This is a genomic window from Ectopseudomonas toyotomiensis (assembly GCF_900115695.1).
In the GTDB taxonomy this organism is placed as follows: domain Bacteria; phylum Pseudomonadota; class Gammaproteobacteria; order Pseudomonadales; family Pseudomonadaceae; genus Aquipseudomonas; species Aquipseudomonas toyotomiensis.
Window position 1 is genome coordinate 95329 of record NZ_FOXK01000010.1, and the last position, 14070, is coordinate 109398.

The following is a 14070-nucleotide window of genomic DNA, read 5'->3' on the forward strand; positions in this document are numbered from 1 at the left end:
CGATGGTCTGACCTTGGGCTTTGCCGACGAGGTCAGTAGCGCGCTGTCGGCAACACTGAACCCTGTCATCGGAAGTGGCAATGATGGGGATACCTGGCGCGAGCGCTACGATCGCAACGTCGAGGGCGAGCGGGCACTTGATCGCCAGGCGCGTGAGAAGAACCCCATGGCCAGCGCCGCTGGCGGCATTGCGGGTGGATTACTGCCGATGGCTGCGACGGCTGGCGCGTCTCTGCTGCCATCGGCAGGGCGTGCGGCCGCTGGGCCAGTGTCGCGTGCGGCCTCTCAGATGCCAGTTGCCCAAGCCGCTCCGAGCATTCTGCGGACTGCTGGTGAGGGCGCCGCTGTCGGTGGTGCATATGGTGCTGCCTACGGCCTCGGCTCTGCTGAAGGCGATTTGCTGGAGCGACTGCCGGGTGCTGTTGACGGAATGACCACTGGCGCTTCAATCGGCGCCGGTATTCCCCTGGTCATGATGGGTGGTCGTGCTGCCGCCGGTGCTATGCGTTCGCCGGAGCGCTCGGCTGTGCAGCAGGTAGAACGTGCGTTGGAGCGTGATGGCATGACCATCGACCAGTTCCGCCGCCAGGCCGATGATCTGCAACAGCGCTACCCGGGTGCTGCCATGCCTGCCGACGCTGGAGGAGAGAACGTCCAGGGGCTGCTTGAGCGCGTGGCGCAGACGCCAGGCGCTGGCCGCTCGCAGGTCATCCCAGCACTGACGGAGCGGCAGCAGGCGCAGCCGCAGCGGATCACCGAAGCACTGCAGGATCTGACGAAGGGGGAGCGCGAAAACCTCAACCGTCTTTCCGAGGATCTTGGCCGCGCCACTGGAAGCCAGCGCAGTGCCTATCAGGCAGTGGAAGAAGCGATGGCGCAGCGTACCCGTGATGCTCAGCCGCTTTATGCCAAGGCCTATCAGGAACCGGTGCCCTGGTCGAATGAGCTTGAAGAACTGTTCAAGCGTCCTGTCATGCAGGAGGCCTATCGGGCCGCCGAACGCCGTGCGGGCAATGAGGGCCGGGACTTCTACGGCAAGTTTATCGACTTGAAGGAGGACGGATCCTTCACGGTGCAGAGCGTGCCGAGCACCGGAGATCTGGACTTTATCAAGAAGACGCTCGATTCCAAGGTCGGCACCCTCGAGCGCGCCGGCGACTACAGCGAGGCCCGCGTCATCAAGGGTATCCGCACCAAGCTGCTCGACATGATGGACGCAGCTAGCCCGACCTATCGCGAGGCCCGGGCGGCCTGGGCGGGGCCGAGTCAGTTTATCGATGCGGTGGAGAGTGGTCGGACGATCCTGAGTCGGAACATCAGCGCGGAGGAGCTTGCCGCCAACCTGGGGCGGCTGAGTGCTTCGGAGATTGAAGGTTTCCGCATCGGCGCTGTGTCGGCGATCGTCAACAAGATGGGCAACGACCCGGCGAAGATGGCCGACGTAACCAAATACCTGCGCAGCAAGGAAATGCGCGCCAAGGTGGCGGCCATGCTGCCGGACGACGCTGCCCGCCAGCGCTGGGGGGATCTGCTGGACTTCGAGGTGAGCGCATCCACCACGGCCGGGCGCAGCCTGGGCAACAGCGCCACCGCACGCCGCGCAGCCGAAATGGCGGATGCCAACAGCATCGGCGGGGATCTGGTGCTGAGTGCGCTGGCTGGGACGCCTGTCGGGAATCTGTTCAGCCAGTTCGTTGGCAAGGCCGGCCGCAGCCTGCGCGATACCGTTCGCGCTCGTTCTGATCGGGCTGTTGCTGATGTGCTGACTCGTCCTGATGGGCTTGGCCAGGCGCAGAGAGCTGCAGCGGAGGCCACCAGGTCGTCGGCGCCGCCCTTGCTGATCACTGGCGGGGCCAGTGCTGGCGCCGTCCAGGGCTCTACCGGACGTGAGGCCCGTCCGACGGTGCAATCCCTCCTGCCGACCGTGCGCGATCGCATGCGCACCGACTATCCGCTCGATGCTGACGAAATAGCTCGGGAGACGGGCTCTACCAGGGCAGCGGCCAAGCAAGCGATCGCCCTTGCGCAGCGTGAGCAGCAGGCCATGGCCAAGACCTACAAGAGCGTGCCGGGAGCCAACCAGGCTCGGCGCGGCCTGCTCGATCCCGATGCCTACACAGTGGCCAAGACGGGCGACCGTGAGTGGCGCATTCAAGCGAAAGCAGAGTAGGAGGGCGAGATGAGACAGCATCGTGAGGACGTGTTCTGCCATCAGGAACTCCCGTTGACGTTACCGATGACCAAGTCGGTAGAGGAGTGGATCAGGGAGCTTGGCTCGAAAGAGGGAGTGCTGACTCTGCAGGTGACCAAGACGGCCAAGGAATGGGCCAAAGAGCTTGGCGTGAATTGGGAGACGGTCAGGAAGCGGCGCTACCGCGGTTGGTCATGGACGGAAGCCCTGGACCCTCGCCTGAGAAAAACCACCTTCAATGATCGAGGGCTGCACTGATGGACGCTATTGAGAGGGCCGGAGCGTTGGGGGGGCTCAGAACTGAGCATACCCAGCGCGCGCTGGAACTGGTGCGCACGGCGCTGGATCAGCTGGCTGCAGAGGTCGAAGCCGAGGCGAGGGAGTTGGCAGGGCCTGAGCTTCGGCTGCAGCAGGCGCTGGCGCTGCCCCGGCGCGCGGCGGCCTTGCGTGATCTCTCGATCGCCTTGCGGGAGCTGATCAGCCTCGAGCGCTGGCAGCTTGGGCTGGACAGTGCTCGGGGTGGGCAGTTGCTCGAGGTGTTGAGGGCCCTAGCAGCGAATGCCCGTCGACCTGATGCCGCCGTGGAGGCTCAACCTGATGGGCAGTAAGCAGGCTTTCGACTGGGAAGCGATCGAACGCGACTACCGCGCCGGTCTGCTTTCCATTCGAGAGATCGCCGGCCGCCATGGCTGCACGCACACAGCGATCGGCAAGCGGGCCAAGGCCGAAAGGTGGGCGCGCGACCTGAAGGCGAAGATCCGGGCGAAAGCTGATGCACTGGTTTCCAAACGGGAGGTTTCCAGCGAGGTTTCCAGCAAATCGGCGGAAACTGAGCGGCAGATCATCGAGGCCAATGCCGAGGCCATCGTCAACGTGCGGATGTCGCACCGGGCTGATATCCGGCGTTCGCGCCGCCTGACCAACAAGCTGCTGGAAGAGCTGGAGCAACTGACTGATCACCGCGACCTGGCCGAGTCGCTGGGCGAGATGATGCGCAGCCCAGACTCCTTCGGGAACGACCGGCTGAACGACCTCTACCACAAGATCATCGCACTACCGAACCGCACCAAGATCATGCGAGAGCTGGCCGAGACGTTGAAGACTTTGATCACCCTGGAACGCCAGGCCTATAACCTCGATGAGCAGGAGCATGAGGAGCCCTATGAGGAGCGGCTGCGGAGGCTTTTGGAGCAATGAGGCTATTTGCCTGGAGGCGTCAAACCACAAGCCGCATAGTCAGCATCAGTCATTGCTGGATAGAACACGCAGTTAGGGTAAGAGGTACGTTGCGGGGTTATAGATGCTGGTGCCGATGGTTGCTTGGCCATGCGTGCGCTGAGGTAGACCTTATAGCCGCTGATCAATGTTATGACCTCATCTGCTGTGCCTGATTCTGCAACTCTGCCGCGCTCTGTATCGGCACTCACCCATTGCTGAAAAGAGGCTGAAGCAGCTATGGCGTTTGCGTCAGGGTGTACGGCGTAGATTCTATCGGCGTGGCTTGGCGGTGCTGGCCGTGGGGGTGCTGGCTGGCGGACTGCCGGTGCAGACGATGCCGTTGCCCGGTGGTCATTGGCTCCAGTGATCAATTCGGACAAGTCGTAGCGTCCAATCGCCCAGATGCAGAAAAGTGCCGCGCCAGCATATGCAAGCGATCTCCACCAGCTCGGATATTGGCGATTGATCGTGGTATTGCGATTGTCGCTTGGTGCGGTAGCAGGTTTCGACGGCTCATCGCTACGATTACCTGATCCATCGGTGGGCCTGGCGCCTTCACTCTGTGAGCGTTTTTGAGCTAGTCCAGCGTCATACGCAGCTCTTGCCTCCGAGTCTGATAGCACCTCAAAGGCATGGGAGATGATCTTGAAATAGCGTTCGGCTTTTTCACGCTGATGCGGGTGCTTATCTGGGTGCCACTTTTGAGCTAGGGCCTTATAGGCTGCCCGGATGACCTCTGGCCCAGCTTTCTCGCTTACGTGGAGGTTGTCGTAATGAGTGCGCATAGGGCCGATTCCTTCCGGGTGCGGGACGGACCATGATTCTCTATCCGCGACAGCGTGACAAGCCAGAGGCTACATGGCCTCTGGCTGTGTTGTTGTTGATGGACTCAGGCTTCGTAACTTAGCGGAAATGACGCTGCTTTTGTCTAAAGTTCCAGCAGATAAAGCGCTACCTGGCGGTGATGGCGGCCGTTCTCTTCGGTTGCTGAAATGCGTACTGTCTTGATGGGATATCCAAGCGAGCGCAATTCATTAACCCTGGCGGACGGTGACATTATACCGAGCTCACGACGTGCCGCGATGGTGCTGAGGGGGCCCGTCTGTAAGCGCGCGAGTAGTCGGGTTTGCTGAGGCGTCGTTGGGAGAGAGTGATGCTCAAGCAGATCGAAAGGAATGAGCAATTGGCAGGCCATGTTTTCGCCTCCTTCGGTGGCGTTGGGAACATGGGCACAGCTTCTTGCAGAGCATTAAGCGGGTCAGGGGCAGATATTATCGATTAACTGTCCCGCCTCTCTCTGTAGTTTTTCTGGCTGTATCGTGATTTATCCCAGTATCGCGTTGCCTCTCGCTTCAGGTTGCCGTCAGGGTCTTTACTCCAGCTCGGCGGCACAAGGTCTGGGCGTTGTTCCGTTGCTGAGTAACATGCTTCTTCAAAGGACATACGTGGGGTCTCATGGTAGATACGGCAGGCCAAGGCGTATAGCGCCTCGATGTTCTCCGAGTAGCTACGGCGCTTACCTTTTTTGCCTTTCGGCATATCACCAGTGAGCCAGCTGTCCTGAAAGAACCGCGCGAAGCTAGGGACGTCAAAAACCTCTTTGCGGATGTCTCGGGCCTCCTCGAATGTCATTTTCCCTGCCCTGATATCCTCTTCAAAGACAGCGGCTTGCTTCGTGTTCAGCCAGGAGTAAAACAAGCGAAGAATAGTGCTCGCGCCAGCAGTATCGAGCCGAAAAATGGCCTCGCGCGGTATTGATGCGGTGCTTAACTCCGAAAGAAATCTGTCGAAGTGAGCCGGTTCGTATTTTAGTTCGAGTTTGGGATTACCTAGGTCGTCTGCCGTGACGAAGAGGAAACCCTCAGCGGTGATGCTCACTTCCAGAGCGTCGATTGGCTTTTTCAGCCGGGCTTCGTCGCCATCGGTTAGTTGACTCGCCAGGGTGGACGGCATTCCCAAGGTAATCAGGAGTTCTCCTAGCCGAAGAGTGAACCCTTTCGCCATTGTCGATGCCCTCCCAGGCGTTCTGGCTTGTCTGTCCTTATACCTTGCGCTTGATGCTCACTACATTGCCACCGGAGCGCAGTGCGTCTATCGAATCGGCCCAGGCCTGCATCATTTCCCGGCGCTGTTCGAGGTAGCTTGCGTGGTTGTAGGTGTCGCGGATCTCGTCCTGATCGCCGTGGGCCAATTGGCGCTCGATCCAGTCGCGGTTGTAGCCGCGCCCGTTCAGCTCGGTGCTGAGCAGGTGGCGGAAGCCGTGGCCTGTCTGGCGATCCTTGTAGCCGATCGCCTGCAGCGCCAGATTCACGGTGTTTTCGCTCATGGGGCGGCTGGTGTCGTGCCGGCCGGCAAACACCAGCGGGTACTTGCCGGTGACCTGCTGGAGCTGGCGCAGGATGGCCACCGCCTGGCGGGGGAGGGGGACGATATGCGGGCGGCGTGCCTTCATCCGCTCCTTGGGGATCGTCCATGTCGCGGCTTCGAGGTCGAACTCAGCCCAGGGCGCGGCGCGCAGCTCGCCAGGGCGAACGGCAGTCAGAGCCAGGAGCTGGATAGCTCCACGTGTGAGGGCGTGAATGCCGGCCGCGTCGACCTTATTCAGCAACTCGGGCAGCTCAGCGAACGAGACGTGCGGGTGATGCTTGGTCGCCGGCGGTTGGGCCGCGATCACATCTAGATCGGTGGCCGGATTGTGCTCGATCACGCCCTTGGCCAGGCCGTAGCGGAAGATCTGGTTCAGCCACTGGCGGGTTTTCTTGGCGACGTTGTGTGCGCCGCGGCTTTCGATTTTGCGGATCAGCTCCACCAAGTCGGGGCGGGTTACAGCATCGAATGGCTTTCTGCCGAGGGCAGGTAGCAAGTCTGATTCGAGGTAGGCGAGTGCTTTCGCTGCCGTGGATGGCGCCCAGCGCGGGGTGCGGTACCGGTGCCATTCCCGGGCCAGGGCCTCGAAGGTCAGCACCTCGGCCTGCAATGCCAACTTGTCCGCCTTCTTCAACTCGCCGGGGTCGATGCCTTCGGCGAGCTGCTGGCGTGCTTCATCCCGGCGGCGGCGCGCCTGTTGTAGGGGCACGGCAGGATATGCCCCTACGGCCAGCCGTTTTTCCTTGCCCGCATAACGGTACTTGAGACGCCAGAGCTTCGAGCCGTTGGGCATTACCTCAAGATACAGCCCCTGGCCATCGGTGAGCTTGTAGGCCTTGTCTCTGGGCTTGGCCACCTTGATGGCGGTATCGGTCAGCGGCGTGGCTTTGCGGGGCATCTCGGGCACTCCGTAGGGGCATGAAGCATGACCTAACTGGGAATGCCCCTAACGATGCCCCTAAAACTTTGGGCTTGCAAGGGTGGTTTGGGGAAGTTTGGAAAATAAAAAACCGGCGCAGAGGCCGGTTTTATTGGGTTCTTGGTACTTCGTGGAACTACCTGAACCTTGTATGTGGTGCCCCGGGGGAGACTCGAACTCCCACTCCTTTCGAAAACGGATTTTGAATCCGCCGCGTCTACCGATTCCGCCACCGGGGCACGATGGCGGCGCAGTATAGGGATGCACCTTGCTTCGGTCAATCGGCGTTAGCGCAGTGATTGGTTGATCTACTAACGGCCAATGGCTCGGCTAGTGGCATACGGCTTTTATTGCGTGGTTACCGCTAGAATCGTTCGTTGTCATCAAGGGCGCTGAGCGCGACGTGTATAGAGTGTCCGGAGCAGACCAATGTTGGGATGGGGTGTGATCAACGTTTTGTGCGGAGCACTTGTTGCCGGTCTGCTATTTACGTCCGTTGTTCAGGCCAAGACGCTGACCTACGCCGTGACCGATGAGAGCTGGGTGCCGTACTGGATTGTCGACGAGCAGCGGGTCAGTGGCATTCTCCACGAGTTCATGCTCGCGCTGGATGAGCGATTGCCAGAACAGCTGCAAGCCAGTCACCCGCTGCCGCCTCTGCGGACGCAGAAGCTATTCCGTGAGGGGCAAGTGCAAATTGAATGTTGCGTGAGCAAAAGCTGGCGTAGTGATGGCGATCAGGGGGCGGGGTCGTTATGGACGGTGCCGGTGCTGGAAACCGAAGAAATGTTGATCTTCGCGCCAGGCAGACATTTTCCCTACCAGCATCTGCAGGATTTGCGGGGGCGCTCGATCGCAACGGTACGCGGTTATGGTTATGCCGGCAGTGAGTATTTTCAGCGTAACGATGGCGCCGATGCCCGAGCGCTGATCTATCTGGTGGCGCAGGGGCGTAGTGAGGCCGGTATCCTGGATCGCCTGGAGTGGCGCTATCTTCAGCATGAAGATGCGCAACTGCAGGCGCCACGTTGGCAGGTAGAGGAAGGGCCGACGATCAATCGCTCTCAGCTGCGCCTGCGTCTGCATCGACAGTTGGCCGGGCGGCTTGAGGTATTCAATGCTGCCATTCGTTCTCTGCAGGTCGATGGCACCTTGGCGCGTATCATCGCCAGGTACGCGCCGTAGGCTCACATGGTCGGCCAGGTGGAAATCCGGTAAGCTTTGCCACCCTGCAGAAATACCCCCTCCGAATCATGCGTGTTGCCGATTTCCACTTCGATCTTCCCGAGTCGCTGATCGCCCGTCATCCGCTGGCCGAGCGTCGCGCCAGTCGTTTGTTGCAGCTCGATGGCCCAAGCGGTGAGCTGCGCCACGGCCAGTTCACCGATGTGCTGGAGCAACTGCGTCCTGGTGATCTCATGGTGTTCAACAACACCCGAGTGATTCCGGCACGTCTGTTCGGCCAGAAAGCCTCCGGCGGCAAGCTGGAGGTGCTGGTAGAACGTGTGCTCGATCAGTATCGCGTGCTGGCCCATGTGCGCTCGAGCAAGTCGCCCAAGCCCGGTTCGCAGATTCTCATCGACGGTGGCGGCGAGGCCGAGATGGTCGCGCGTCACGATGCCCTGTTCGAGCTGCGTTTCGCCGAGCCGGTGCTACCGCTGCTGGAGCGTGTCGGGCATATGCCCCTGCCTCCTTATATAGATCGGCCGGATGACGAAGCGGACCGTGAGCGCTATCAGACCGTCTATGCGCAGAAGGCGGGGGCCGTGGCGGCTCCGACTGCCGGCCTGCACTTCGATGACGAACTGCTGGCGGCGATCCGTGCCAAGGGTGTGGACACCGCGTTCGTGACGCTTCACGTCGGTGCGGGCACTTTCCAGCCGGTGCGGGTCGAACGTATCGAAGATCACCATATGCACAGCGAGTGGCTGGCGGTCGGCCAGGATGTGGTCGATGCTGTTGCCGCCTGTCGTGCACGGGGTGGGCGGGTGGTCGCCGTCGGCACCACCAGTGTGCGCTCGCTGGAAACCGCTGCGCGCGACGGTGAGTTGAAGCCCTTCAGCGGTGATACCGACATCTTTATCTACCCCGGTCGTCCCTTTCATGTGGTCGATGCCCTGGTAACCAATTTTCACCTGCCCGAGTCGACCCTGCTGATGCTGGTGTCGGCCTTCGCCGGTTATCCCGAAACCATGGCCGCCTACCGCGAAGCCGTGGCGCAGGGCTATCGCTTCTTCAGTTACGGTGATGCCATGTTCATCACCCGCAATCCCGCCGCGCGCGGGCCCGAGGTTTGAGTATGTCGCGCACCTGTCGCATGTCCTTTGAGTTGCTGGCCACTGACGGCAAAGCCCGCAGGGGTCGCCTGACCTTCCCGCGTGGCGTGGTCGAGACCCCGGCCTTCATGCCGGTGGGCACCTATGGCACGGTCAAGGGCATGCTGCCGCGCGATGTCGAGGATATTGGCGCGCAGATCATTCTCGGCAATACCTTCCACCTGTGGTTGCGCCCGGGCATGGAGGTGATCAAGAAACATGGCGACCTGCATGACTTCATGCAGTGGCAGGGGCCGATCCTCACCGACTCCGGCGGCTTCCAGGTGTTCAGCCTGGGCGCGATGCGCAAGATCAAGGAGGAGGGCGTGTACTTCGCCTCCCCGGTCGATGGCGCCAAGGTCTTCATGGGGCCGGAAGAGTCGATGCAGGTGCAGCGCGACCTGGGCTCGGACATCGTGATGATCTTCGATGAATGCACGCCGTACCCGGCCGAGTTCGATGTGGCCAAGCGTTCCATGGAGTTGTCGCTGCGTTGGGCCAAGCGCTCCAAGACCGCGCATGGTGAGAGCAGCGCAGCGCTGTTCGGTATCGTCCAGGGTGGCATGCATGAAGAGCTGCGCATGCGCTCGCTCGAAGGGCTTTGCGAAATCGGCTTCGACGGCCTGGCCATTGGCGGACTGTCGGTCGGCGAGCCGAAGGAAGAGATGATCCGTGTGCTGGATTTCCTGCCGCCGCACATGCCGGCCGACAAGCCGCGCTACCTGATGGGTGTGGGCAAGCCGGAAGACTTGGTCGAGGGCGTGCGCCGCGGTGTGGACATGTTCGACTGCGTGATGCCGACCCGTAACGCGCGCAACGGCCACCTGTTCGTCGATACCGGCGTGGTGAAGATTCGCAACGCCGTGCACAAACACGATGACTCGCCGCTGGACCCGACCTGCGACTGTTACACCTGTAAACATTTCTCGCGCGCTTATCTGCATCATCTGGACAAGTGCGGCGAAATGCTCGGTAGCATGCTCAATACCATCCATAACTTGCGGCATTATCAGCGGGTTATGGCTGGTTTGCGCGAGGCTATCGGACAGGGTACATTGGCCGCCTTCGTCGAAACCTTCTATGCCAAGCGCGGCCTGCCTGTGCCGCCGCTTGACTGATTCCCGAACGATTCAAGATCTTTTCCATTAGGAGTGTTACATGAGCTTTTTCATCCCTGCCGCTTACGCTGACACCGCGGCTGCTGGCCCTGCCGGCAGCGGTTTCGAGTGGGTTTTCCTGATCGGCTTTCTGGTCATCTTCTATCTGATGATCTGGCGTCCGCAGGCCAAGCGCGCCAAGGAACACAAGAATCTTCTCGGCAGCCTGCAGAAGGGTGACGAAGTGGTCACCAGCGGCGGTATCGCTGGCAAGGTGTCCAAGGTTGCCGACGATTTCGTGGTGATCGAGGTGTCTGACACCGTCGAGCTGAAATTCCAGAAGCAGGCCATCGCTGCCACCCTGCCCAAGGGCACGCTGAAAGCCATCTGATTCGGTTCTTAGTTTCCATTCGACGGGGCGCTTTTAGCGCCCCGCGTCATAAGCGGGCGGCTCGTTCATGCTCAATAAATACCCTCTGTGGAAGTACCTGCTGATTTTGTCCGTTCTGGCAATCGGCCTGGTGTACTCCATTCCCAACCTTTATCCAGACGATCCTGCCGTACAGATCAGTGGCGCCAGCTCGGCGCTGAGCATCGAGCAGACGGATGTCGACCGTGCCAGCAAGGCTCTGCAGGACGTCGGTATTGCCGTCAAGGCTGCCAGCATCGACGAGCGTGGCCGCGGTGGCCTGATTCGTCTGACCAGGCAGGATGACCAGTTGCCGGCCAAGGACATTGTCCGCCGCGCGCTGGGCGATGATTACGTCGTGGCGCTGAACCTGGCGCAAACCACCCCCGACTGGCTGCGTAGCCTGGGTGCGAGCCCGATGAAGCTCGGCCTGGACCTGTCTGGTGGTGTGCACTTCCTGCTGGAAGTCGACATGGACAAGGCGCTGGATGTGCGCCGCAAGGTCTATGAAGGTGAGATCAAGAGCCTGCTGCGCAAGGAGCGTATTCGCTACCGCAGCATGCCTGAAAGCAATGGCCGGATTCAGCTCGGCTTCGCCGACAGCGATGCGCTGGACAAGGCGCAGCGCCTGATCCGCAAGGATTACAGCGATTTCGAACTGACCACCGTCGAGCGCAGCGGCCAGCAGGTTCTGCAACTGGGCCTGACTCAGGCGAAAATCGCCGAGATTCGTGAGTACTCCATTCGCCAGAACCTCACCACTGTACGTAACCGCGTCAACGAACTGGGCGTGGCCGAGCCGCTGGTGCAGCGCCAGGGCGCCAACCGCATCGTGGTGGAGCTGCCGGGGGTGCAGGACACTGCCGAGGCCAAGCGTATTCTCGGCAAGACCGCCAACCTGGAGTTCCGTCTGCAGGCCGACCTCGATGCGCCGCGTGGCGCCACCGAGTCCTTTGGCTTCCGTGAGGAAGGTCGTCCGCCGGTACAACTGGAGCGTGAGCTGATCATCACCGGTGACCAGGTTACCGACGCTCAGGCCAGTTTCGACGAGAATGGTCGTCCGCAGGTGAATATCCGCCTCGACGGTCACGGCGGCGATCTGATGAACCGCGCCACGCGTAACAACGTCGGCCGCAGCATGGCGGTGATCTTCATCGAGCAGAAGCCGGTCACCCGCTACGTACGTCAGACTATCGATGGCGTCGAGCAGGAAGTTGCCGTTTCTTCCTTCGTGGAAGAGAAGAAGATCATCAGTCTGGCGACCATCCAGTCGGCACTGGGTAGCCAATTCCGCATCACTGGTCTGAACGGCCAGGGCGAATCGTCCGAGCTGGCGCTGCTGCTGCGCGCGGGTGGTCTGGCGGCACCGATGTACTTCGCTGAAGAGCGCACCATTGGCCCGAGCCTGGGTGCCGAGAACATTGCCAAGGGTATTGCTTCCACCGAGTGGGCGATGATCTTCGTGGCTATCTTCATCATCGCCATCTATCGCTTCTTCGGTGTGCTGGCGACCGTTGCCCTGGCGTTCAACCTAGTGCTACTGGTCGGTCTGATGTCTGCCATTGGCGCGACCCTGACCCTGCCGGGTATCGCCGGTATCGTGTTGACCCTGGGTATGGCGGTTGACGCCAACGTACTGATTTTCTCGCGGATACGCGAGGAACTGGCCAATGGACTGCCGGTGCAGCGTGCCTTGCACGAGGGCTTCGATCGTGCCTATTCGGCGATTCTGGACAGTAACCTGACCACCTTGTTGGTCGGCGGCATCCTGTTCGCCATGGGGACCGGTCCGGTGAAGGGCTTCGCGGTAACGCTGTCGCTGGGCATCATTACCTCGATGTTCACCGCCATCATGTTCACCCGTGGTCTGGTCAACCTGATCTTCGGTGGCCGTAACTTCAAGAAGCTGTGGATCTGAGGTGCAGCCATGATCAAGTCAACCATTCGTTTCATGGCGATCCGCAATATCGCCTTCTCCATTACGGTCGTGCTGACGCTGATCGGTCTCGGCGCGTTGTTCACCAAGGGGCTGAATTTCGGCCTGGATTTCACCGGTGGTACCCTGATCGAGCTGCAGTATGAGCAATCGGCCAATCTCGATCTGATCAAGACCGAGTTGGGCCAGGCAGGCTATGCCGATGCTGTGGTGCAGAGCTTTGGCGCCAGTACCGATGTGCTGGTGCGTCTGGCTGGCGATTCCCCTGATCTGGGTAATGAGGTAGCGGCTGCACTGCGCAAGGTCGACGAGGCCGCGCGCTTCGAGGTCAAGCGCGTCGAGTTCGTCGGCCCGCAGGTGGGTGAGGAACTGCGTGACCAGGGCGGTATCGCCATGCTCCTGGCGCTGGGCGGGATCATGCTCTACCTGGCTTTTCGCTTTCAGTGGAAGTTCGGTGTCGGTGCGATCGCGTCGCTGGTGCACGACGTGGTGATCACCCTGGGTGTGCTGGCGTTCTTCCAGATTCCATTCGACCTGACGGTGCTGGCGGCGGTGCTGGCGATGATCGGTTACTCGCTCAACGACACCATCATCATCTATGACCGGATTCGTGAGAACTTCCGTGTGCTGCGCAAGACCTCGCTGATCGAGAACATCGACGTTTCGATCACTCAGACCCTTCTGCGTACCATCGCTACCTCGCTGTCCACTGCGCTGGCCTTGTTGGCACTGCTGTTCTTCGGCGGTGACGTACTGGCGGCCTTCGCGCTGACCCTGTTGGTTGGTGTGGTGGTGGGGACCTACTCGTCGGTCTACATCGGCGCCACGGTGCTGGTATGGCTGAAGCTCAGCGTGGAGGACCTGATTCCTCCGGTGGCCGAGGCCGAGGCAGACGACGGTCGTCCATGATGTTGTGACGCGCTTCATGAAAGTCAGTGAAAGCCGCGGCAAGTCGAACTTGTCGCGGCTTTTTGCTGTCCTAGGCAGGGAGAAGGGCGCGAGTCGCCGAGCCTAGGAGACACAAAAATGAATAAATCAATGTTGGTAGGTGCCGTACTGGGTGCTGTGGGTGTGACCGCTGGTGGGGCCGTCGCCACCTACAGTCTGGTCGATCGTGGCCCGGACTATGCAGAGGTGCTGGCCGTAACCCCGATCAATGAAACCGTGAAAACGCCGCGGGAAGTGTGCAAGGACGTGGCTGTCACCCGTCAACGTCCTGTGCAGGACCAGCACCAGATCGCTGGCACTGCTATCGGCGCCATTGCTGGTGGTCTGCTGGGTAATCAGGTCGGCGGCGGTACTGGCAAGAAGATTGCCACGGTGGCTGGTGCGGTCGGCGGCGGTTACGCCGGCAACAAGATTCAGGAAGGTATGCAGCAGCGAGATACCTATACCACCACCGAAACCCGCTGCAATACCGTGACCGACACCAGCGAGAAGCTGGTGGGCTATGACGTGAAATATCAGCTGGGCGAGAAGGTCGGTACCGTGCGCATGGATCGTGATCCGGGCAGCCGTATTCCGGTCAACAAGCAAGGTGAGCTGGTGCTGGTGCAGCAGGCTCAGTAAGAATACAAAGCAATAAAAAACGCCCCTCGGGGCGTTTTTTTATTGCTCG

General features: G+C 60.7%; 15 protein-coding genes and 1 tRNA gene. 11 read left to right on the plus strand and 5 right to left on the minus strand.

Features of this window, described 5'->3' with window-relative positions:
- Window positions 1–13: 13 nt before the first annotated feature.
- The 4 genes from BM186_RS20055 to BM186_RS20070 are packed head-to-tail and all read left to right on the plus strand — an operon-like array spanning window position 14 to window position 3388.
- A complete protein-coding gene (locus BM186_RS20055; protein ID WP_139228022.1) occupies window positions 14–2170 on the plus strand; it encodes a hypothetical protein in 2157 nt (718 codons plus the stop codon).
- Window positions 2171–2179: 9 nt separating this feature from the next.
- Entirely contained in the window at window positions 2180–2449 is a 270-nt protein-coding gene (locus BM186_RS20060; RefSeq protein ID WP_074917856.1) for a hypothetical protein, read from the plus strand.
- Window positions 2449–2799: a hypothetical protein gene (locus BM186_RS20065; RefSeq protein WP_074917858.1), complete on the plus strand. Its 351-nt coding sequence runs from the start codon at window positions 2449–2451 to the stop codon at window positions 2797–2799. The genes BM186_RS20060 and BM186_RS20065 overlap by 1 nt, the downstream gene beginning before the upstream one ends.
- Window positions 2789–3388, plus strand: coding sequence for a hypothetical protein (locus BM186_RS20070; protein WP_074917861.1), 600 nt, complete (start codon window positions 2789–2791; stop codon window positions 3386–3388). Before BM186_RS20065 ends, BM186_RS20070 begins: the two co-directional genes overlap by 11 nt.
- Before the next feature lie 2 nt (window positions 3389–3390).
- Here BM186_RS20070 and BM186_RS20075 read toward each other — a convergent pair whose 3' ends face one another.
- From BM186_RS20075 to BM186_RS20095, 5 genes are all read right to left on the minus strand, one after another.
- Window positions 3391–4194: a J domain-containing protein gene (locus BM186_RS20075; protein WP_074917863.1), complete on the minus strand. Its 804-nt coding sequence runs from the start codon at window positions 4192–4194 to the stop codon at window positions 3391–3393.
- Window positions 4195–4337: 143 nt separating this feature from the next.
- The gene (locus BM186_RS20080) at window positions 4338–4604 is read right to left on the minus strand and encodes a helix-turn-helix domain-containing protein (RefSeq protein WP_083431632.1); all 267 of its coding nucleotides are present in this window, start codon (window positions 4602–4604) and stop codon (window positions 4338–4340) included.
- Window positions 4605–4687: 83 nt separating this feature from the next.
- Window positions 4688–5413 carry a hypothetical protein gene (locus BM186_RS20085; protein WP_074917866.1) on the minus strand — a complete coding sequence of 242 codons (726 nt, stop codon included), beginning with the start codon at window positions 5411–5413 and terminating at the stop codon, window positions 4688–4690.
- 37 nt (window positions 5414–5450) lie between these two features.
- Window positions 5451–6674: a tyrosine-type recombinase/integrase gene (locus tag BM186_RS20090; RefSeq protein WP_074917868.1), complete on the minus strand. Its 1224-nt coding sequence runs from the start codon at window positions 6672–6674 to the stop codon at window positions 5451–5453.
- A 175-nt stretch (window positions 6675–6849) separates the two neighbouring features.
- A tRNA-Leu gene (locus tag BM186_RS20095) sits at window positions 6850–6934 on the minus strand.
- A gap of 205 nt (window positions 6935–7139) precedes the next feature.
- On the opposite strand from BM186_RS20095, the gene BM186_RS20100 reads away from it, so the two are divergent.
- The 7 genes from BM186_RS20100 (at window position 7140) to BM186_RS20130 (ending at window position 14021) form a co-directional block, all read left to right on the plus strand.
- Complete coding sequence (locus BM186_RS20100) at window positions 7140–7880, plus strand: substrate-binding periplasmic protein (protein ID WP_074918020.1); 741 nt, start codon at window positions 7140–7142, stop codon at window positions 7878–7880.
- A 68-nt stretch (window positions 7881–7948) separates the two neighbouring features.
- Window positions 7949–8992, plus strand: a complete 1044-nt coding sequence (gene queA / locus BM186_RS20105) for a tRNA preQ1(34) S-adenosylmethionine ribosyltransferase-isomerase QueA (protein WP_074917871.1) — start codon at window positions 7949–7951, stop codon at window positions 8990–8992.
- A gap of 20 nt (window positions 8993–9012) precedes the next feature.
- Window positions 9013–10128, plus strand: coding sequence for a tRNA guanosine(34) transglycosylase Tgt (tgt, locus tag BM186_RS20110; RefSeq protein WP_026088405.1), 1116 nt, complete (start codon window positions 9013–9015; stop codon window positions 10126–10128).
- A 40-nt stretch (window positions 10129–10168) separates the two neighbouring features.
- Complete coding sequence (gene yajC / locus BM186_RS20115; RefSeq protein ID WP_017675190.1) at window positions 10169–10498, plus strand: preprotein translocase subunit YajC; 330 nt, start codon at window positions 10169–10171, stop codon at window positions 10496–10498.
- A 67-nt stretch (window positions 10499–10565) separates the two neighbouring features.
- Window positions 10566–12434, plus strand: coding sequence for a protein translocase subunit SecD (secD, locus tag BM186_RS20120; protein WP_074917873.1), 1869 nt, complete (start codon window positions 10566–10568; stop codon window positions 12432–12434).
- Window positions 12435–12443: 9 nt separating this feature from the next.
- The gene (secF, locus tag BM186_RS20125) at window positions 12444–13361 is read left to right on the plus strand and encodes a protein translocase subunit SecF (RefSeq protein WP_072426071.1); all 918 of its coding nucleotides are present in this window, start codon (window positions 12444–12446) and stop codon (window positions 13359–13361) included.
- Window positions 13362–13478: 117 nt separating this feature from the next.
- Window positions 13479–14021 carry a glycine zipper 2TM domain-containing protein gene (locus BM186_RS20130; protein WP_026088404.1) on the plus strand — a complete coding sequence of 181 codons (543 nt, stop codon included), beginning with the start codon at window positions 13479–13481 and terminating at the stop codon, window positions 14019–14021.
- The last annotated feature ends 49 nt before the right edge of the window (window positions 14022–14070 follow it).

Coding starts and splice junctions, on each gene's coding strand:
- BM186_RS20090 (WP_074917868.1), bottom strand. CDS start 6,674: ATGCCCCGCAAAGCCACGCCGCTGACCGATACCGCCATCAAGGTGGCC.
- BM186_RS20130 (WP_026088404.1), top strand. CDS start 13,479: ATGAATAAATCAATGTTGGTAGGTGCCGTACTGGGTGCTGTGGGTGTG.
- yajC (WP_017675190.1), top strand. CDS start 10,169: ATGAGCTTTTTCATCCCTGCCGCTTACGCTGACACCGCGGCTGCTGGC.
- secF (WP_072426071.1), top strand. CDS start 12,444: ATGATCAAGTCAACCATTCGTTTCATGGCGATCCGCAATATCGCCTTC.
- queA (WP_074917871.1), top strand. CDS start 7,949: ATGCGTGTTGCCGATTTCCACTTCGATCTTCCCGAGTCGCTGATCGCC.
- tgt (WP_026088405.1), top strand. CDS start 9,013: ATGTCCTTTGAGTTGCTGGCCACTGACGGCAAAGCCCGCAGGGGTCGC.
- BM186_RS20060 (WP_074917856.1), top strand. CDS start 2,180: ATGAGACAGCATCGTGAGGACGTGTTCTGCCATCAGGAACTCCCGTTG.
- BM186_RS20065 (WP_074917858.1), top strand. CDS start 2,449: ATGGACGCTATTGAGAGGGCCGGAGCGTTGGGGGGGCTCAGAACTGAG.
- BM186_RS20070 (WP_074917861.1), top strand. CDS start 2,789: ATGGGCAGTAAGCAGGCTTTCGACTGGGAAGCGATCGAACGCGACTAC.
- BM186_RS20085 (WP_074917866.1), bottom strand. CDS start 5,413: ATGGCGAAAGGGTTCACTCTTCGGCTAGGAGAACTCCTGATTACCTTG.
- BM186_RS20080 (WP_083431632.1), bottom strand. CDS start 4,604: ATGGCCTGCCAATTGCTCATTCCTTTCGATCTGCTTGAGCATCACTCT.
- BM186_RS20075 (WP_074917863.1), bottom strand. CDS start 4,194: ATGCGCACTCATTACGACAACCTCCACGTAAGCGAGAAAGCTGGGCCA.
- secD (WP_074917873.1), top strand. CDS start 10,566: ATGCTCAATAAATACCCTCTGTGGAAGTACCTGCTGATTTTGTCCGTT.